General features: G+C 46.9%; 16 protein-coding genes and 1 pseudogene. 9 read left to right on the forward strand and 8 right to left on the reverse strand.

Going from position 1 to position 17,657, the window contains the following annotated elements; all coding sequences use genetic code 11:
• The first annotated feature begins 509 nt into the window (after nucleotides 1-509).
• The gene (locus tag ACJJH9_RS07200; protein ID WP_444924772.1) at nucleotides 510-1,271 is read left to right on the forward strand and encodes a hypothetical protein; all 762 of its coding nucleotides are present in this window, start codon (nucleotides 510-512) and stop codon (nucleotides 1,269-1,271) included.
• A gap of 94 nt (nucleotides 1,272-1,365) precedes the next feature.
• Here the strand turns inward: ACJJH9_RS07200 and ACJJH9_RS07205 are convergent.
• From ACJJH9_RS07205 to ACJJH9_RS07220, 4 genes and pseudogenes are all read right to left on the reverse strand, one after another.
• A pseudogene (locus tag ACJJH9_RS07205) lies at nucleotides 1,366-1,596 on the reverse strand (IS481 family transposase); the annotation flags it as partial.
• A 124-nt stretch (nucleotides 1,597-1,720) separates the two neighbouring features.
• Nucleotides 1,721-2,545, reverse strand: coding sequence for an ADP-ribosylglycohydrolase family protein (locus ACJJH9_RS07210; protein WP_507021897.1), 825 nt, complete (start codon nucleotides 2,543-2,545; stop codon nucleotides 1,721-1,723).
• 165 nt (nucleotides 2,546-2,710) lie between these two features.
• Complete coding sequence (locus ACJJH9_RS07215) at nucleotides 2,711-3,013, reverse strand: NrtR DNA-binding winged helix domain-containing protein (protein ID WP_444924774.1); 303 nt, start codon at nucleotides 3,011-3,013, stop codon at nucleotides 2,711-2,713.
• Nucleotides 3,014-3,027: 14 nt separating this feature from the next.
• On the reverse strand, nucleotides 3,028-3,423 hold the full coding sequence (locus ACJJH9_RS07220) for an NUDIX domain-containing protein (RefSeq protein WP_444924775.1): 396 nt from the start codon (nucleotides 3,421-3,423) through the stop codon (nucleotides 3,028-3,030).
• Nucleotides 3,424-3,543: 120 nt separating this feature from the next.
• On the opposite strand from ACJJH9_RS07220, the gene ACJJH9_RS07225 reads away from it, so the two are divergent.
• Nucleotides 3,544-3,750 carry a DUF2905 domain-containing protein gene (locus ACJJH9_RS07225; protein ID WP_252085488.1) on the forward strand — a complete coding sequence of 69 codons (207 nt, stop codon included), beginning with the start codon at nucleotides 3,544-3,546 and terminating at the stop codon, nucleotides 3,748-3,750.
• A gap of 258 nt (nucleotides 3,751-4,008) precedes the next feature.
• Here ACJJH9_RS07225 and ACJJH9_RS07230 read toward each other — a convergent pair whose 3' ends face one another.
• Entirely contained in the window at nucleotides 4,009-6,180 is a 2,172-nt protein-coding gene (locus ACJJH9_RS07230; RefSeq protein ID WP_444924776.1) for a TonB-dependent hemoglobin/transferrin/lactoferrin family receptor, read from the reverse strand.
• A 225-nt stretch (nucleotides 6,181-6,405) separates the two neighbouring features.
• On the opposite strand from ACJJH9_RS07230, the gene ACJJH9_RS07235 reads away from it, so the two are divergent.
• The 7 genes from ACJJH9_RS07235 (at nucleotide 6,406) to ACJJH9_RS07265 (ending at nucleotide 15,453) form a co-directional block, all read left to right on the forward strand.
• Nucleotides 6,406-6,936 (forward strand): MotA/TolQ/ExbB proton channel family protein, encoded by a 531-nt coding sequence (locus tag ACJJH9_RS07235; protein ID WP_444924777.1) that lies wholly within the window; start codon nucleotides 6,406-6,408, stop codon nucleotides 6,934-6,936.
• On the forward strand, nucleotides 6,936-7,283 hold the full coding sequence (locus ACJJH9_RS07240; RefSeq protein ID WP_444924778.1) for a DUF2149 domain-containing protein: 348 nt from the start codon (nucleotides 6,936-6,938) through the stop codon (nucleotides 7,281-7,283). Before ACJJH9_RS07235 ends, ACJJH9_RS07240 begins: the two co-directional genes overlap by 1 nt.
• A gap of 20 nt (nucleotides 7,284-7,303) precedes the next feature.
• On the forward strand, nucleotides 7,304-11,236 hold the full coding sequence (cobN, locus tag ACJJH9_RS07245; protein WP_444924779.1) for a cobaltochelatase subunit CobN: 3,933 nt from the start codon (nucleotides 7,304-7,306) through the stop codon (nucleotides 11,234-11,236).
• 389 nt (nucleotides 11,237-11,625) lie between these two features.
• Nucleotides 11,626-12,240, forward strand: coding sequence for a protease inhibitor BamI-like protein (locus ACJJH9_RS07250; RefSeq protein WP_444924780.1), 615 nt, complete (start codon nucleotides 11,626-11,628; stop codon nucleotides 12,238-12,240).
• Between the two features lie 246 nt (nucleotides 12,241-12,486).
• Entirely contained in the window at nucleotides 12,487-13,308 is an 822-nt protein-coding gene (locus ACJJH9_RS07255; RefSeq protein ID WP_444924781.1) for a reprolysin-like metallopeptidase, read from the forward strand.
• A 493-nt stretch (nucleotides 13,309-13,801) separates the two neighbouring features.
• Nucleotides 13,802-14,479, forward strand: a complete 678-nt coding sequence (locus ACJJH9_RS07260; protein WP_444924782.1) for a protease inhibitor BamI-like protein — start codon at nucleotides 13,802-13,804, stop codon at nucleotides 14,477-14,479.
• Nucleotides 14,480-14,703: 224 nt separating this feature from the next.
• Nucleotides 14,704-15,453 carry a M12 family metallo-peptidase gene (locus ACJJH9_RS07265; protein ID WP_252085495.1) on the forward strand — a complete coding sequence of 250 codons (750 nt, stop codon included), beginning with the start codon at nucleotides 14,704-14,706 and terminating at the stop codon, nucleotides 15,451-15,453.
• Nucleotides 15,454-15,642: 189 nt separating this feature from the next.
• Here ACJJH9_RS07265 and ACJJH9_RS07270 read toward each other — a convergent pair whose 3' ends face one another.
• From ACJJH9_RS07270 to ACJJH9_RS07280, 3 genes are all read right to left on the reverse strand, one after another.
• Nucleotides 15,643-15,999 carry a DUF4870 domain-containing protein gene (locus tag ACJJH9_RS07270; RefSeq protein WP_444888700.1) on the reverse strand — a complete coding sequence of 119 codons (357 nt, stop codon included), beginning with the start codon at nucleotides 15,997-15,999 and terminating at the stop codon, nucleotides 15,643-15,645.
• A 62-nt stretch (nucleotides 16,000-16,061) separates the two neighbouring features.
• Nucleotides 16,062-16,694 (reverse strand): LysE family translocator, encoded by a 633-nt coding sequence (locus tag ACJJH9_RS07275; RefSeq protein ID WP_444924783.1) that lies wholly within the window; start codon nucleotides 16,692-16,694, stop codon nucleotides 16,062-16,064.
• Nucleotides 16,695-17,028: 334 nt separating this feature from the next.
• Nucleotides 17,029-17,385, reverse strand: a complete 357-nt coding sequence (locus ACJJH9_RS07280) for a hypothetical protein (RefSeq protein WP_444888702.1) — start codon at nucleotides 17,383-17,385, stop codon at nucleotides 17,029-17,031.
• Nucleotides 17,386-17,657: the final 272 nt, after the last annotated feature.

Raw genomic sequence — 17,657 nt, forward strand, 5'->3', positions numbered from 1 at the left:
CTCTATTTGACCTTTAGTGACTAGAGGGCAATAACTCCTGGGGTTTCCTGGAGAGACCGGGGAGAGAAAATACAGCAAGGAGCTTGCTGCAATGCAGCCAGATTATGATTTTGCGGTTTTTATCGGCCGCTTCCAGCCATTTCATTTCGGCCATTTGGCTGTGATTTAAGGTCGCTTACAAGAAACTAAATTTTTATATATTGAGATAATTATAGTTCTCTAGAAAAAATTTCCAGAAATTTAGATGGCGACGATTGATTGGATAGAGGGCTTGGTTAATCTTTTTCTCTACGCCGATCGTTAACGGCTTCTCCAGTGCTTGATCTATTCACCATGAAATAAATGTATATGTAATCAAGCTAAGGATTAAGATACAAAGTAAATGCCAAGAGTATACAAAAAGGAGAAACATAAAGACAAAAAACCTTTCTAGTTAGCCCTAGACTTCTGTTAGCTATGTCAATGTAGCTTATTGAACACTCTGTAATTTTTTAAGATAGGAATTAATGATGCCAGTAACACAACTTAGCCAATTACCTAATGCCCGCGCAATTTGGAGTGCAATAGATCAGTACAATATTTATGTGGTCGCCACAATGAGCGATGCTTTCGCACAAATACCGGACACTGGAGCCGACTTTCAAATGCCACCTCCGATACTTATGTATCATGAAGGAGACATGTGTGCACTTCTTATAATGGGAGAAAGGCATGGCGCACAATCTCAGGATATAAGAGCAGCTGCAAAAAATACTGCAACTGCAATTTTAAATATTCCCGACACGATGATAGCAGTTGAAGAACCTATTGAAGTTAATGATAGGCTCTATTCCAATGGTGGGGCCCAGAAACAATTATCATTAATTGGTGATCAAAACCTACTTACATACGACCCCTCTTTGAGAGGTGCAATTAGCGCCGAGCTTGCTGATCAAGGCTATCGTCTAAATACTGATGCTCAGCCCTATCGTTTTTCTGCAGAACAAGGAAGGCGTTATGATCCTAGATATGGACAAAATGGAAATGCGCCATTGATAAACAACCAAATGGCCACTTCTTTAAGCACCTATGCTAACACGGGGGCACTCATAGCTTATCCAGTTGGACCCGACCATCTAAGGTTTGGGCCCGCTGCCTACGTCAGAAATGAGAATGAAACTTTACAAGGTCAACTCCTAGCAAAAAATTGGACGGTACTTGAAATTTCAGAACCTCCTCGTGGCGGTAACGGTAACGGTAACGGTAACGGTAACGGTAACGCTCAAAATTGACAGATAAATAAACATATCAAATTATTAATCTGTTGTAGTTCAGACTTGATCTGACAGTCACCGGTTTTTCAGAAGGTGCTCTGTCAGGTCAAATTCAGTTTACGAGCTCCTCCTTCCAGATACTTTTACCCTCTTCAAAGGTTGCTATCGGTGTGCGACCACAACACTTTTTACCCTGATGAGTTCGATCATTACTGTAATATACGAGCCATTCGTCTAGATCCTTTTGTAGGTCTTCTATTGATCCATAGTTCTTTCGTCGCAACGATGGTTGGTAAAACTCTTATAATATAGTTTTATGGAAGAGCTCACGATGGCCAGCTGTTGGTCGACCAGGATTTTGAGGCCGTCCGCTTACTGGCAGAAATGCCCACACAGGAGGGGATGCTGGCAACAGCTATCTGAGCTCTTCTTATTACATCGCGTTCAAGAGCCGGCTTATACCGGCTTTACCATTCATTGGCGACTGATAGCCCAACCTTATAGAGATCTTCTGCCAAGGTGTGAATTTCTTCCGACAAAGAGATTTGCTGGGCCCATTCCTCAGGTATTCCAGAAACTCCATAGTAAGCTCCGGCTATTTGTCCGCAAATGGCTGCTGTTGTATCAGCATCGTTGCCAATATTGGCTGCCAAAAGAATGGCTTCCCGAAAACTACTGGTATTGAAAAAACACCAAAGCGCCGATATTAGGGGCTCGATAACGTAACCACTTCCGGTTAACTCTTCATAGTGCTGGTCTAGAAATTGCCCACTGGCAATGGTTTTTACTTTTTCATTAGTTGGAGTTTGTTCGATAGAAGCGAGAAGCTCATTTTTATTGATGCCAATAAATATGGAAAGTATAAGATTACAGAGGAGTCGGCAGCTTTCGATGCATTCGTCCGAGCCATGAGTGGTTCTGGAGCTTTTCCCTGCGAAATAAATGGCATCCGAAGCTGTTGAAGAAAAAAATATGGGAATAGGCGCTAAGCGCATGAGTGAACCATTACCTGACGAGCGTGTAGATGTTGAACCACTAAAAGGATCACCTGTTTGCAGATATCGATTTAATGCGGATAAAACTGTTGAACCAATATCGAAGCACTCACCCGTAGAGCTCATATACCCATACTGGTACCAGTTACAGTAACGATTCATGTGATCAGTCGCACTGAAGCCTTTTTTCTGGAGTAAACTGTGGGCCAGGCTGAGCGCCATGGAGGTATCATCGGTCCATGCCCCTTTTTTAATCCAAATGGGCCTCCACCTTCCATGTTTGATAAAGGAGTGAATTCCCCTTTGTACTTAAACTCCAACGTGGTGCCCACAGCATCACTGCATGCGAGTCCGACGAAACAGCCTTTTACCTTGTCTAGCGTTTCAATATTCACCTAGAAAATCCTTCTTATACCTGCTTGAGAGTGATTGCTAAATAAAATTAGGGACAATGGGGCAGGGCTATTGCTCCAGATTCCGCACAAAAGTATGTTTCCCTGAACCTGGACGCAAACTGTACAACGCGGCCGGGCGACCTCGCTCAGTACGTTTTTCACCGGTATCTATCAGAAGATCTGCCTGCTCAATCCTTCTGCGAAAGGACTTTTTCTGTAGAGGCTTGCCGATAATGACTTCGTGCACCTGTTGAAGCTCGGGTAGAGTGAATTTTCTGGGCAGCGCGTAGGCTGGGATAATACTGTAAAGAGCCTTTTGAATAAGACGCTCATGTGCCTTATTAATAATTTTGAGATGGTCAAAGGCCAAGTTTATTTTCTTAACTATTCGATAGGCAGCCAGGCGATATCGGAGATGGTTTCTAATTCGCTTTCACAGGCCTGATGAGCGATCAGAGCCGTGTAACAAATGGTTACAGACCAGCCCCGCTGATCTCTGGAGGCGCCACCAAAGGTAGCTAGCTGCTCAACATAAGGGGGAACAACTCCGGTTTTCTCTTTGAGCTTTCGGGTGACCGTATCCTCTAGGGTCTTATCTTCGCTCTCGGAAATGAAACCTCCCGGCAGCGCCCATTTTCCCTGTTCGGGATGATTGGAGCGCTCTACCAGCAAAACTTTGAGTTGACTATCTTGATAAGTAAACAAGACGGCATCTACGGTAACTAGAGGGGCTTCAAAGTTGCCCTTGTCGTAGGCGGCAAGGAATTCTTTCTCGTTCATTGCCTCACTAAGTGTCAGTTGGTCACTTATGGTAGCTGCCTAATCCTGCGTGCTCAAGGGGGTTAGTGGGGTAAGCAAATTCTTCTTGTCAATTGAATAGAGCAAAGTGAGAGGAGAGATATGTCACGCTGGTTGATAATTACTGGATTGGTCCTGATAGTCGTTGGTATAGCGCTGCACTTTGCCCCCTGGCTATTTAACTGGTTTGGCCGGTTGCCGGGGGATATTCGTATTGAATCTAGCCGCACTCGTTTTTATTTTCCAATTGTCTCGATGATTATTGTCAGCCTGATATTAAGCCTCTTAGTTAATTTTTTCCGCAGATAAATATTCTATTGATGCAGCAGAATAAAAAAAGGCCGCATGGGGGCGGCCGCAAGGGACTTATAGGAGAGTATGAGAAAAGGAGGGTGCGTTCTCCGCTAGTCAAAAAAAGGTCGTCCGTGACCTACCTGATTCAGCCTCTGAAATTGCGCAAAAGCGCAGAGTGATTTGTATTTCAGGGGCTTTGCTGGCCGTGACCAGCGACGACGCTTCCTTGCGTCGTATCAATCCGGCTATCCACAAATTAGCCGGATTAATAACTTAGAAATCGTACTTAATGGATGCAGAGAAAGTACGGCCCGGAGCAGAGTTTACGTAGATATCACTGTCTTCATCCCAGCCAGCAACATTTAGGTAGGGCACATACTCCTTGTCGAGCAGGTTGTTGACGGCCAGGTTGAGAGACATCTGCTCCATCAGCTGGTAGCCCAGAGTCCAATCTACAGAGCCATAGCCTGGAGTCCCTGTTTCGCCTTCATTGACATCTTCCATGCGGTCTGCCCAGCGCACTAGTACTTGGCTGGAAAGTTGTGCGCCTGTGTAGCTGGCACCAACGACACCGGAAAGCGGGCTGATACTGGTTAGGTATTCGCCGGTGGTATCGTTTTCACCGCGTTGATAGCTGGCATTAGCAAATAGCTCGAACGCTGGAGATAGGTACCAATTTGCGCTCAGCTCCACTCCTTTGATCGTCACTGAGTCTATGTTTTGGTATTGGTATTGCTCAAACACGTGCGAGAAACTGCCATCGTTGTTGAAGAAAGTTTCGCTGTCTATGAGTTCAGTTTGGAGGAAGTCATCGTACTCGGTAGTGAAGGCGGCAGCGCTGAAGGCAATGGGGCCCAGGTGTCCACGCAGCCCGAGTTCGAAAGAGTCGCTGGTTTCTGGAGACAGATCATCAGCCGGTAATACCTCGTAAGCATAAGTAGAAGTTGGTTGTTTATAGTGCTCGATATATGCCAGATCGTAGGCTGGTACTTTGAAACCCTGGCCGTATTGGATGAAGGCAGACAAGCGAGAGTTGATTTTGTAGAGGGCTCCCAGATTGAAGGAGAGGTTGCTCTCCTCAATCGTGGCAAAAGGAGTACCGTCAGCTTTTTCTGCACCATTGGGGTCCATTTCGTACCAATCGTAGCGTACCCCTGGGGTTACAATCAGCTGTCCATTGGCAAAAGTCATTTCATCGTTCAGGAATAATCCCGCACGGGAGACTGCATTTTCTGGGAACTTTTCTGTTGGGATATTCATTGTGGATGTACCAGCCACTTCGCGGTACTGGAGTAGGGTACGACGGCTTTCGGTTTTTTCCAGGTCTAGGCCGTATCCCAGCGTGTGGGTCTCGCTCAGAGTCTTGCTGGCATTGGAGAGGAAGCCAATAGTATCTTGGCTATAAAGGCCAGTTTCCCACATATCACGGATTTCAAAAACTCCAAACATTGGGGCATTGATGTCCAGCTGGCCATACTGCTCATCTTGCTGTTCGGATTCGTTTTTATACAGGCTAATATTCAGCTGGTCATAGACTGCACTGGGAGTCTCGCTGTGGTAACGCAGTTGGTAAGCGCGGACCTCTTTATCGGAGATTGATTTTTCCTTGACGACGCTGTAGCCGTAATCGGCCAGCCCGCGGAAGTAGTGAAGCAGGCCGTCGGCGCTGTCGCCGGTGCTTTCCTGATTCCAGTGATCAATGCTGAAACTGACAAAGTCCTCACCACCAAGGTTGTACTTGGCCTTGTAAAGCAGGCTCTTTGACTCAATTTCGAAGGGGGCCTGGCTTTCGTCGAAATTTTGTTGCTCCTCTCCATCGCGGAAGGTGGTATGCAGTAGTTGTTCAAAGTTGCCGGTGCGCAGAGCCAGGGTAGGGGAGATGTGTGATTGAGTGGTAATACCGGTGTATCCGGTTTTGATCGCACCGCCGAATTGCTCTCCGTCCTTTAAGTAGTCGCTGGCATCTTTGGTGGTGAATACCACGATGCCGGCAAGCGCGTCAGAACCGTATAAAGAAGACGCAGCGCCCTTGGCCACCTCTACCTGTTTCAGGGTATCTATTTCAATAAAGCCGCGGCCCACGATGTCATTTTTACCATTGGCTCCATAGCCTTCGTTAACCCGCATACCGTCTTTGATAATCAGTACCCGGTCGCCACCCATGCCGCGTACCAGGATATTTTGTGCACTGCCGGCGGCGCCGGTTACTTCAACTCCGGGCTCGTATTGGAACAGCTGATTCATATCGTTCAGCTGAAGCTGTTCGATGTCCTCATTGGTGACAACAGAAACACTTCCTGCGACATCTTTCAGCGGCTTTTCCGCGCGGCCGCTGACCACAATCAGTTCCAGGTCGCTGTTGGCTTCTGAACCTGAAGTTTCGGCATGCAGGTTAGCGACGGAAGCCAGGCCCAGTATGGCCGCTGCAATTGGGCGAAGTTTCATGGTGTTGTCCTTGAGGTAATTTCTGTACTTCTGCTCTTGTTGGTCGGCAGTGGTTGGTTGCTCACCACTGGCGCCGATTGAGGGGGGATTATAGGGATGATTTTCTTAATGTAAAGCTAAATGCGAATCACTATCAATTAGATTAAATTTGACGTTGATAGGGAGTTCCGTTAGTTTCCGCGGCCATTAAAACAGAACGAAAGTGCTGGGCTGAGGAGACTTGCAATGAATATTTCGATAATTGAGAACCTGATGGCCGATGTGGCTGATTTGTTTATGGCCCCAGTATTACTGGCGATTCTGGTTCTTTTTATCTACGCACTTTACGCAACGGGGCGCTTTATCTCTCTATGGCTGCTGCGACGCCGCAATGCTGGCACCTACAGCTTGGCCTTAAAGCAAGGTCGGAAAGAGGAGCTGCCAGGCTTTCAGGTGCACAACTATTACGTGCGACACCCTTTGGCATGTGATGACGAGTTGGAAGTTTTTGCACTGAAAAAGTTGGAGATGCTGCGTATGGCTACACGCATTGCCCCCATGTTGGGCTTGATCGCCACCATGATCCCGATGGGGCCGGCGTTGCGAGCCTTGGCCGATGGCAATATCCAGGGGATCAGTGAAAACCTGATTATCGCTTTTGCTGCTGTGATCTGGGGCCTCGCAATTTCTACCCTGACCTTCTGGCCGGCCTCGGTAAAGAAGCGTTGGTTTGCTGCTGAGCTAATTAACATTCGCAAATTGAAGGAGTCTGTTTAATGCGCTTCCTGGATGAAGATGAAGAGCTCAACCCGATTTTGAGTGCGGTTAACTTGATTGATGTTTTTCTGGTGATTATTGCCGCACTGCTTATCGCTATCGCACAAAACCCACTAAACGTGTTTTCCAATGAAAAGGTCACAGTCATCAAAAATGCCGGTGAGCCCAATATGGAAGTCATCGTAAAAGATGGGGAAGAAATCAAGCAGTACAAATCCACCGGTGAAATTGGTTCCGGAGAGGGCACGCGCGCTGGCGTTGCTTACCAGATGGCAGACGGCAGCCTGGTCTATGTACCGGAAGGAAAAGAAGAGTCTGCAAAAGACAAGGCTGTAGAGGGTAAATAGTCATGTTGAAGAAGGTGTGTATGCAATTGGCATGCTTCGTCGTAATAGCCTTCACTACGATGATGGGGCAGGCTAACGATAAACCCAAAGTTTTGCTGATGATGTCCAGCCATACCGCGAAAGCCAAGGGGGAGTTGTTATCTGACTTGGCTGCGGACCAGCCGTTTACCCTGGAGATATTTAACAGCAAAGGGAAGAGTGAAGAGCAAATAGCGCAGGCCTGGGGTTCCTCCAGCCTGGTGATGCTTGACGGTATCAATCCGGCACTCTCCCAATTTATGTTTGGAAAATACCAGCCGCTGCTAACCCAGTTCCCCAAAGTGCCGGTGCTTTCCCTGGGAGATGCCGATAACGCCTCCATGAACCAGGGGCTGACAGCTGAACAGCACCAATCCATCGCTGCGTATTTCAATAATGCTGGGCGTCAGAACTACCGGCACTTGATGCAGTTCCTCTCCTCCAACGTCTTTGGCCTCTCTGAGCAGTCTGTAGTCGACCCAATTATTGTGCCTAAAGTGGGTTTTTATCATCCGCGTCTGCCAAACCTAGTGACTGACAGCGAAGGAGATTTCTTTAATTGGCTGCAGGTATCCGCAAAGCAGCCGGTTATAGGTTTGGCTATCCATCGCTCAGTCGTGGATTACGAGCAGCAGCAGGTTGTAGATGCCATCTTGGCTGGCCTGGAAGAAAAAGGTGCTAAGGCTTTTGCCTTTTTCTTTGAAGGTGAGGATCTGCCGCTTTCCTATCCGGATTTACTGCAAGACGAAGCGGGGCAAACACGTGTTGATCTGATGATCAATTACCGCTCTCTCCATTATGTGAGTAAACGTCGCGCGGAGTTCGAAAAGTTGGGTGTCCCGGTGATTCATGCCCTGAACTATACCGAGGGCAGTGAAGCGGATTATCTTGCCGATAATAGTGGGGTCTCTCCTTCGTTAACTCCATTCTTCCTGGTGATGCCTGAAGACACCGGTAGTATCGATCCGGTAATTGTTGCCGCAAGTGAAGGTGGCAATAAGGTTGTAATGACAGACCAGCTCGATGCGTTGGTGGAACGCGCCTGGAGTCATGCCTCTCTTGGCTACAAAAAAAACAACCAGAAAAAAGTGGCTACCTTTATCTGGAACTACCCTCCCGGTGAGAAGAATATTGGTGCGGCCTTCCTCGATGTCCCTTCTTCTATTGAGTCTATCGCCAAAGCCATGGCGGAGCGTGGCTATCAAATAGAAAAGCAGGACTCCAAGACCCTGATTGCCTGGGCGGGCCAATTGCTGCGCCCTTATCATCGCCGTGAAGACAGCGTGGCACTGATTGATAAAGGTTTGGCGGACTGGATGCCACTTTCCACCTATGTCGATTGGTTTAATCGTTTGCCGGCCTCTGTGCGTGATCCCATTGTGGAGCGGTGGGGTAAGCCGGAAGATAACGTCATGTTGGCAGACCATAATGGTGAGCGGGCGTTTGTGATCCCACGTATGACATTGGGTAACCTGATTGTCCTGCCGCAGGGGGCGCGCGCGGATAATGCCAAAGATCACGCCTCCCTCTATCACGATATGAAAACGCCGGTAAACCATGCCTACCTGGCGGTTTATCTCTACGCGCGCAAAACTTTCGGGGCCGATGCCTATATTCACTTGGGAACACATGGTTCCCAGGAATGGTTAACCGGTAAGGAGCGCGGGCTCTCTGTGTTCGACGCCCCAAATTTGGCTCTGGGTAATATCCCGGTATTTTATCCCTACATTATTGATAATGTAGGCGAAGCTATGCAGGCCAAGCGTCGCGGACGTGCGACGATGATCAGCCATTTAACACCAGGCTTCGCTAAAGCGGGTCTTTATGCCGAAGTGGCAGAACTCTCTGAGTTGATTGGTAATTACTTGATTCTGGAAGAAGGGCAAACCCGGCTGAATACCCAGGAGCGTATTATCACCCTGGCGGACAAGCTGAATATGCTCAAGGATCTGGAAATCAGCGCTGAAACCCTGCAAGCTGATTTCGATGGCCAGCTCAGTCGTCTTCAGGACCACTTGGCCCAACTGGCTGAAATGAGCCAACCACTGGGTATCCATCGTTTTGGTCAGCTGCCCAAGTCAGAGCATCTCACCAGCACCATGCTGCAAATGCTGGGTGAAAACTATATTTCAGCTGCTGGCCAATATGAGAGCGACCAGGGCCTGAGTTTGCCGCAGGATCAGGTGCTGGATGAACGCAATGTAGTCGCCTTGGAAGCACAGCCGGGTTATCAGCTGTTAAATGCCTACCTGGCTGGCCGCAAGTTGCCAGAACTTTCTGAAGAGCTGCAAAATTACCTGCAGCAGGGCCGGGAGTATGCCGATAACTTTGCCGGTATCGCTGAGCTGCAAAACCTGATGCTGGCGCTCGACGGTGAGTACATTCCGGTGAGCTATGGGGGTGACCCTATTCGCAACCCGCAGGCAGTGCCTACCGGTCGCAACCTGATTGGATTCAACCCGGCTAAGGTGCCATCCAAGGAGGCTTATGAGGCCGGTGTTCAACTGATGGAGCAGACCATTGCCGACTATCGGGAAAAACACGGCCGTTTCCCGGATAAGCTGGCATTTTCCCTTTGGTCCCTGGAGACGATGCGTCACCAGGGTGCGTTGGAAGCGCAAATACTGCATGCGCTGGGTCTCAAGCCCAAATGGAATCAGCAGGGCAATGTTACTGGAACTGAGGTGATTCCCTATTCAGAGCTAAAGCGCCCTCGTATCGATGTGGTGATCTCTGCTACGGGCCTTTACCGCGATGCTTTCCCTAATGTGATGCTGTGGCTGGCGGAAGCTATCGATAAAGTGGCGCAGATGAAGGAGGAGAACAACTTTGTTTATCGCCACAGCCAGGCCTTATTAAAGCAACTAAAGGAAGAAGGCAGTTCCGAAGAAGATGCGCGCTATCTTTCCTCTGTACGCATTTTCTCCAATGAAAGTGGCAATTACGGTACCGGCTTGAATGGTGCCAGCCTGGCTTCCGACAGCTGGGAGACAGACGACAAGCTGGCCGATCTGTATATGCGCCGCATGGGGTTTGCCTATGGCAAGGATGAATCCCGTTGGAGCGAGGACCAGCGCAATGTTGCACTTTATAGCAAGGTGCTTTCCGGTACCGATGGAGTGATATTCTCGCGCTCCACCAATCTCTACGCAATGATGACTAATGACGACCCTTTCCAGTATTTTGGTGGTATGGGGCTTGCGGTGCGCAATCTCGACGGTAAGACACCCGAAATGTATGTCTCCAACTTGCGTCGCAAGGACAACATTAAGACCCAGACCCTGGGAGAATTTGTCAATCAGGAAATGCGTAGCCGTTATTTCCATCCTCGTTGGATTGAGGCGATGCAGGAATCCGGCTATGCCGGCGCAACGGCAATCCTGGATCGCGTGAACAACATGTGGGGCTGGGAGGTGATGACTCCGGAAACCATCCGCGACGACCAATGGCAGGAGATGTTTGAGGTCTACGTGGAGGATAAATACCAAATGGATATGCGTGAGTTCTTTGAGGAGCACAATGCAGAAGCCCTGGCACAAATGCTGGAGCGTATGCTGGAGGCTGTGCGCAAAGGCTACTGGCCTGCCGATGCAGAAACGCTAAGGAAAATGGTGGAGACTTACACCGAGCTCGCCAACCAGCACGACGTAGCAACAGACAATGAGAAATTTACTGACTTTGTGAATCAGCAGGCCCTTGGATTTGGTCTTGCCCCGCTTGTGAGTGGCCAGACGGTAGATAATGTCGCTGCCAGCGCTCCCGCGTCTCAGCAAGTTAGTGGGCAGAAACTAGAAGAAGTAAAAGAGCCCGCAGCTCAGGATAAGCCCCGGGACTTCTTGTGGTTATTACTGTTGGCAATTGTTATCACTGGATTTATTAGCGTATTTTTTGAGCGCTTTTTTGAGGGGGGAGGGCTGCGAGTGACCCATGTCTAGGCATTGGGGGTTACCCGTGGCGATAAAAGCCAATCCTAAAGTCACTTTTTGATCAGTTAAGGCCAGCAATTCTTACCAGCGTTGCTGGCTTTTTCTTTTTTGGCAGAAAAAATTTTAAGCTAATGTTGTTGTCATTTTTCAGGAACCTGTCGATATTTTTTCGTATCCAGCAGGTAAAGTCAGAGAACACTCACAGGCTACCCATTCAGGGATGACATTTTTGTGAAATAATTCTGAAAAATTAATTGCGTGGAAATTAGCATTAAGCGTCTCAGCATAGTGGTCCATGTTAGGAAAGGTTAAGTCTCGGTTTTGCTGTAGCTCATTAAGTAATCAGCACCATTGAGATTTTTTCTGAACTAGCATAAATATTTTGCAGTGAGAAGCTAATGAGAAAAATAATTCCACTGATTGCTCTCCTTTGTGCGGGGGGGTATTTTTTCTGGGCAAAGAGTCAAACAGATAGCCCACAACCGATTACTGAAAAACCAGTCTCACCTCCCTCCAATAAAATTGTTCCAACTGAAACTAAATCTACAGAAGAAGTGGTAGAGATGCCTTCCGCCCAAGAGCAAGAGACGAACCCTGATAGTGCCTTGATGTGGGCAGAATCGGATGTCGCAAGGCAGGTTTTACATGAGTCAGGACGCTTGCCGCTTGATTTAAATGGAGAGACATATCTTGAGATTGATGTAGAGGCTCTGAAGAATTTATCTATTGGAGACTATGTTGATATAGAAATGCCTGGGGTGAAGGGAAATTACGATGCGCAGGTGGATAAAGTCCAGGAGCATGCCAGTGGGAATAAAAGTGTACAAATGAACCTACCTGGTTATGGTAGCGTGTATTTTGTAAATTTCACAATTGGCAAAAACTCGGTATATGGCAATTTAACATTGCCTTCAGGCTCATACTCCCTAGAGGCGCAGGGAAATTATGCCTGGGTGGCTTCGAAAAAAGATTTAACCAGGAGTCACTTGGAGGAAGAGGTAAAATTAAAGTAAGAATTTATCTAATGTTGGGGCAGGAATTTTCTGACCTGGCTAACAGCAAAGGGAGTGCTGTTTGAGGTACCTGTTACTGCCAGAAGCGATTGCTTTTACAGGTGGAGAAGAGAGCAGGGAGTAATCTGTTTTCCAGTTAGGGCAAGTAAATTTTGTGATTTGCTCAGTGCGGTTAAAAATGTAACCGGTTTCATTGGTCGGATTGCAAAGATTGGGGTAAATAATTTAATAATAAAAGGAACTGCTATGAAGCTAAGAAATAGTTTGGCTGCCGCAATAACGGCTCTCACCATCTCTGGGGCGGCAAGTGCGGAGACGATAAAAATTGCGGTTTGGTATACCGATCCTGCGGCTCAGCATACCGGGGATATTTCCGTAATGGTCGATAATCTGATCAGTACCTCTAACCGTATCTACGAAAATAATGGTCTGGATATTCAGTTGGAATTGGTAGACTCAAGAGAGTATTCCAAGGAGGACCTCCTCATTAATGGAGACAACCTCAATGAATTTTCTGGCTTAACTGAGTACTTTGCCGAGGATAGTACGCCGACCTACGCTGAAATTACGCAAGTTGCTCCCGGCCCAGTTGGGGTGCAGCGTCAACTTTTTGAAGCCGACATGGTTGCTCTGTTAGGCAAGGGCGAAGAAGTTTGGGAAGATGGACGCTTTCTTGGTACCCGCTGTGGAGTAGCCTGGGGCGGAATAGGTAGTAACGGTGTAATGGATCCTAGTGCCAAGCGCTTGGCCTATAGTTTGACTGCAGTTGATTGTGGGGGTACTGATCTTACATTTATTCATGAGTTGGGCCACAACATGGGGCTGACTCATTCTCGCCAACAAGGTGATACCAGTGGTTATGTTTACCGTTGGGGACTTGGTTACGGTGTAAATAACAGTTTCTCCACTATTATGGCGTATCCATCTGCATTTGGAAGCGCTGAAAGACTGGATACATTTTCTGATCCAGGCAAAATCTGCAACGGGTTACCGTGTGGCGAGAGAAATCGGGCTGATGCTCATAGAGCATTGGAGCCGATTATTGATGATGTAGCTGGCTATTATTAATCTACTTTTACTCTCTTGATCTATTGAGAAGTTATTGACCGTTAACTCCATTGTTTTGGGGAGGGCTTTGCCCTCCCTTTTTTTGTTCTTTAACTTTTGGGTTGACTTGTTCTGCAGGTGTCTTTTTTATCTTTTGGTGTAATTTATCGCATCCTTTTTTTTGGTTATAGCTTTATAACCATTTAAGTTCCTCAAGTGGATGAACTTCTCAATATTTTTAAGGACTTATATTTGTTGGTTGCGATGAGGTTTGCAGTTTTTTATGATTTTGTTGTCGGCTTCAGTTGCGATCATTTTTTTATTTTTCTTATCTGTGAAGTGTTTTCAAAAAAATATTTTGAGGTCCTGATACCATTCTTCGTCTGAGTCTGGGCGATAGCGAGAATGTCTGGAAGTAACCTTTTCTGGTTGATATTGCGAGAAAAAATTTTCTTCTGAAGCTTGGGGGTTTCGGGAGTGTTATTTTAATAAATGAATGTTGGGGTAGTGAGCTGTGAAGAAGTTGATATTTCCTGTTTTGGTGATCTTGCTAGGGGCTGGATATTATTTTTGGTCTAAAGGGCAGTCTAATACTGAAAGACAGGTCGCAAAAATTCCAGAGCCTAAACTGGCTATTGATCGGTTTCCTGTAGAAGACTCTTTGGATGAGGTTGTTGAAGGTGAGGCATCCGCAATGGATGAGCCTCTGGAAGAAGTTGAAAATATTCTTTGGGAAGAGTCAGAGTTAGCCAAGCAGGTACTTCATGAAAATGGTCGCCTACCAAAAGATCTCAAGGGTGAAACTTATCTTGAGCTTAACGTGGATATGTTAAGGAATTTAGAGGTAGGCGAATATGTTGATATGGATCTTCCTGGAGTGGAAGGTGACTACGATGCTCAAGTTGGAAGTATTCAACAGCACGCGAGTGGAAACAAAAGCTTGGAATTAAACTTTCCGGGGCATGCACGCCTCTTTGGGGCCACAATAACACTAGGAAAGGATGTGGTTTATGCTCAGCTGAACCTGCCATCGGGCTCTTACACTATGGAGGCACAAGATGGTTTTGCATGGATTGCGCCTAATGGGGCTTTAATTCAGGGTCATGTAGAAAACGGTGATCTACGTAGAAAGCCATCGTCCCAAGGTAAGAAGTTAGAAGGCGGCGATCTTTTAGTTGAAGATGAGCTGTAAAGAATCTAAAGATGAGAGATGCATAGTTTCAAATCTTTAGGTCGACAAGGGATGTGTCTATATGTAGCCCGCAAATATTAAGAGTTTATTTTCTCGATAGGTTGGAAAAAAAGGATAGTTTCTTTGCGGGTTAGGGTGCAAAAGCATGTTATGTTGGCAGTTGATCAAATTTTGCAGCTGCCAAAAAAGTACATGCATTAATTATATAAAAAAGGAAGACTACAATGAGTCTCAAAAAAAGTTTAGCTGCTGCCGTTGCAGCTGCTGCAGTTTCCGGTTTTGCACAGGCTGAAACTGTTGATGTAGGCATCGTATATACAGATCAAGCGGCAGCTTATACTGGCGACATTTCTGCAAAAATTGATCAGTATATTGCTTATGCCAATAATTCTTTTAAAAATAACCTTGTTGATATTCAGCTAAACTTGGTAGGTACAGCGAGAACCTCTACAGATCGCCGCCCTACAGAAAGTGACATCGATACTATCACCGCGAGTAGCAGCTACCAGAACTGGCGTGCTTCAAAAAAAGCGGACATGATCATTTTGTTGGGCATGGCCGAAACTGATGGTCGTTATACCACTTGTGGTATCGCCTGGGTTGGTCAAGGTAGCAATGGCACAATGTATGCTTCTACCCGTGATCAAGCTTATAGCATCACTGCCGTAGACTGTGGCTACAACACTTTCGTTCATGAGCTTGGCCACAATATGGGCCTGAGTCACTCTACTGCTCAGCAGGGTACTCCTGGCGTGTACTCCTATGGTTATGGCCATGGTGTACAAAATAGGTTTACCACGATTATGGCTTATCCGCATGTATTCGGTACTACAACCCAGTTTGATATTTTCTCAGATCCGGATTGGGTAGCCTGTGATGGTTTACCTTGTGGTGAAAGAAGAAATGGTGTTGATATCTCCAACGCGTACCGCGCAATTGGCCCGATCGTAGATGATATTGCAGGTTATTACTAATAGCTCGCTGTATCTATATGATCAAAGCAAGCCGTCATTTTATATTTAGTGGCAGAAGCTTGCACCTCTAGTCTTCGACTAGAAAAAAGCCGGGGAAAACCCCGGCTTTTTTGTTTGACGACTGTTAGTCGCTAAAATTACGCGGATACAACTTAAGCTATGTATGTCCGAGCCAGGCGAGCTTATAACTTATTGAAAAAAGCGAATACTGAGTGGGTAGCGCCAAAAAACGCCCTCATTGGCTCGGATGGCCCCAATAAGAATAAAAACTACATTGATTAAAGCGAGCACGATCAACCCCAAAAGACCTACGCCGAGAACGATAAGAATAGTGCTCACAATAGAGTAAATAAACAGGCTGATCATCCAGTTGAAGATCATCTTTCCATGCCTGTCAATCTCTGGAACCTGATCTTTTGTGGTTGCCCACATAATGACTGGTAATACAAAGCCTGCACCAGGAATAATAATCCAGGCCAGTTGACTCAGATGTAGGAGCATTAGGAACGTATTTCTATCTAGTCCCCATGGTTTATAACTATCCATTAATGCCTTCTCTTGCAATTTTACGTTTCATGTAAGCTTTAATATGGCTGAATTTCACCCGGCTAGCGTTCAGTTGCTAAGCGAGCGGCAAGGCCGAGGAAAATAGCCCCCAGGATGCCCTCCGAGTGTCGAGTCAATGCGGCGGGCTGTTTAAATACGTGTCCCAACCGGCTAAATGAAAGAGAAAATATTGTATTGACTATGAGGGCTGTGGCACTGAGCAGAATGCCAAGAAGTAATATTTGGGGCATAAGGGGCTCTGTACTTGTGGTGAACTGCGGTAAGAACAAGCTAAAAAATAAAAGCGCCTTCGGATTTATTAAATTATTAATCAGGCCTCTACTGAGGAGCTGCCAAGGAGTTAGCCTTTCTGTTACAGGTTTAGTGTTCTGAACAGAGAGGTTGGCGCGCCAGCTACGTAATAGATTAAATCCAAGCCAGGCAAGATAGAGGGCTCCTACAGTTTTTACTACTATGGCGACCAATGGCATGGCCTGCATTATTTGGCCGAGGCCAAATGCGACGAGTAGCGTTTGAATAAGTCCTGCAATGAAAATCCCCAAACCGATTAAAAATCCAGCCAAAAAACCTCTTGTGGCGGAGTAGGTCGATATCAACACTAAATCTGGACCTGGTGAGATGGCCAATAGGGCAGATGCACCAAGGAAGGCGGTCAAAATATGAATCTCGGGCACAAAGAAAGCTCCTAGGGGACTTGTAGCTGGGGGATTATAACCCTGGGGTCACTACTTCCCCTGAAAAGTAATGTCATGTTATGAGGAAATCCAAATTGTACTTTTGCTTTAGATGATGCAGCGTAGTTATCTGGAGAGGAGGGTTACTGGGGAGATAATCGGGGTCTTGGGTTTAAGTCAGAAAATGAGCCTTTACTAAGAGTATTTATTTGTGGGTCTCTTGGATGTAAAGGGGTATTCACCTTCTTCGAAAGCAGGCAAGGGTTGATAGTGTAACCTTAAGTCTGTTTGGCTCTTCGCACAATCAACCCCGCCTCTGCTTCTCAGTAGGCCCCTACTGCTCCTGTATCATTTCCACTGGGCCATGATCATCACAGTGATCACCGTGTACATGATGCAGGTGTCCATCTACCAGGTAATCGAAGTGATCTCCATGGGGAATACGTTCGTGTCCGCAGTTTTCCCCATGGACATGAGTGGCGTGTGTGCTGGTAGTGATAGGATTGCAGCTCGCGGGATTTCTGCTGCTGACTTCCAGCACGTGCTCATCGTAGTGGCCATGGTGGGGATGGTGTAGATGGCCATTGTGCAAATAACAAACATGGTCTCCATGCCGTATAGCGGCATGCCCGCAATGGGGGCCGTGCTTATGGGAGTGGTTGTCCGCCTGATGACATGAAGAACTGGTCATTTTGAGCCCTCAGTGGTGGCACTGAACTTCTAAATACATCCTTGTCAGCTACAACAAGGACTCCTTCCGTGTATTCGCATAATTCTACTTTAGAAACGCATTGACCCCTTTCAAAGCAATAAATACGTCTTGGGGTCTGTGGCAGCGTCTGCTCACTTCACCGGGAGGATGTCTGGCGGAATCTTACTTCCTTAGCAAATATGACCAAATACAGGAAATGGCCACAAATTACCCCGTCACCCGCATTGCAATCGATTGCAATCCTGCTTTAT

Source organism: Microbulbifer mixtoriginis (SeqCode) (assembly GCF_052466715.1).

What these genes read in the sequence shown, in the direction of transcription:
- ACJJH9_RS07200 (WP_444924772.1), top strand. Translation starts at nt 510, where the DNA reads ATGCCAGTAACACAACTTAGCCAATTACCTAATGCCCGCGCAATTTGG.
- ACJJH9_RS07220 (WP_444924775.1), bottom strand. Translation starts at nt 3,423, where the DNA reads ATGAACGAGAAAGAATTCCTTGCCGCCTACGACAAGGGCAACTTTGAA.
- ACJJH9_RS07225 (WP_252085488.1), top strand. Translation starts at nt 3,544, where the DNA reads ATGTCACGCTGGTTGATAATTACTGGATTGGTCCTGATAGTCGTTGGT.
- ACJJH9_RS07230 (WP_444924776.1), bottom strand. Translation starts at nt 6,180, where the DNA reads ATGAAACTTCGCCCAATTGCAGCGGCCATACTGGGCCTGGCTTCCGTC.
- ACJJH9_RS07235 (WP_444924777.1), top strand. Translation starts at nt 6,406, where the DNA reads ATGAATATTTCGATAATTGAGAACCTGATGGCCGATGTGGCTGATTTG.
- ACJJH9_RS07240 (WP_444924778.1), top strand. Translation starts at nt 6,936, where the DNA reads ATGCGCTTCCTGGATGAAGATGAAGAGCTCAACCCGATTTTGAGTGCG.
- cobN (WP_444924779.1), top strand. Translation starts at nt 7,304, where the DNA reads ATGCAATTGGCATGCTTCGTCGTAATAGCCTTCACTACGATGATGGGG.
- ACJJH9_RS07250 (WP_444924780.1), top strand. Translation starts at nt 11,626, where the DNA reads ATGAGAAAAATAATTCCACTGATTGCTCTCCTTTGTGCGGGGGGGTAT.
- ACJJH9_RS07255 (WP_444924781.1), top strand. Translation starts at nt 12,487, where the DNA reads ATGAAGCTAAGAAATAGTTTGGCTGCCGCAATAACGGCTCTCACCATC.
- ACJJH9_RS07265 (WP_252085495.1), top strand. Translation starts at nt 14,704, where the DNA reads ATGAGTCTCAAAAAAAGTTTAGCTGCTGCCGTTGCAGCTGCTGCAGTT.
- ACJJH9_RS07270 (WP_444888700.1), bottom strand. Translation starts at nt 15,999, where the DNA reads ATGGATAGTTATAAACCATGGGGACTAGATAGAAATACGTTCCTAATG.
- ACJJH9_RS07280 (WP_444888702.1), bottom strand. Translation starts at nt 17,385, where the DNA reads ATGACCAGTTCTTCATGTCATCAGGCGGACAACCACTCCCATAAGCAC.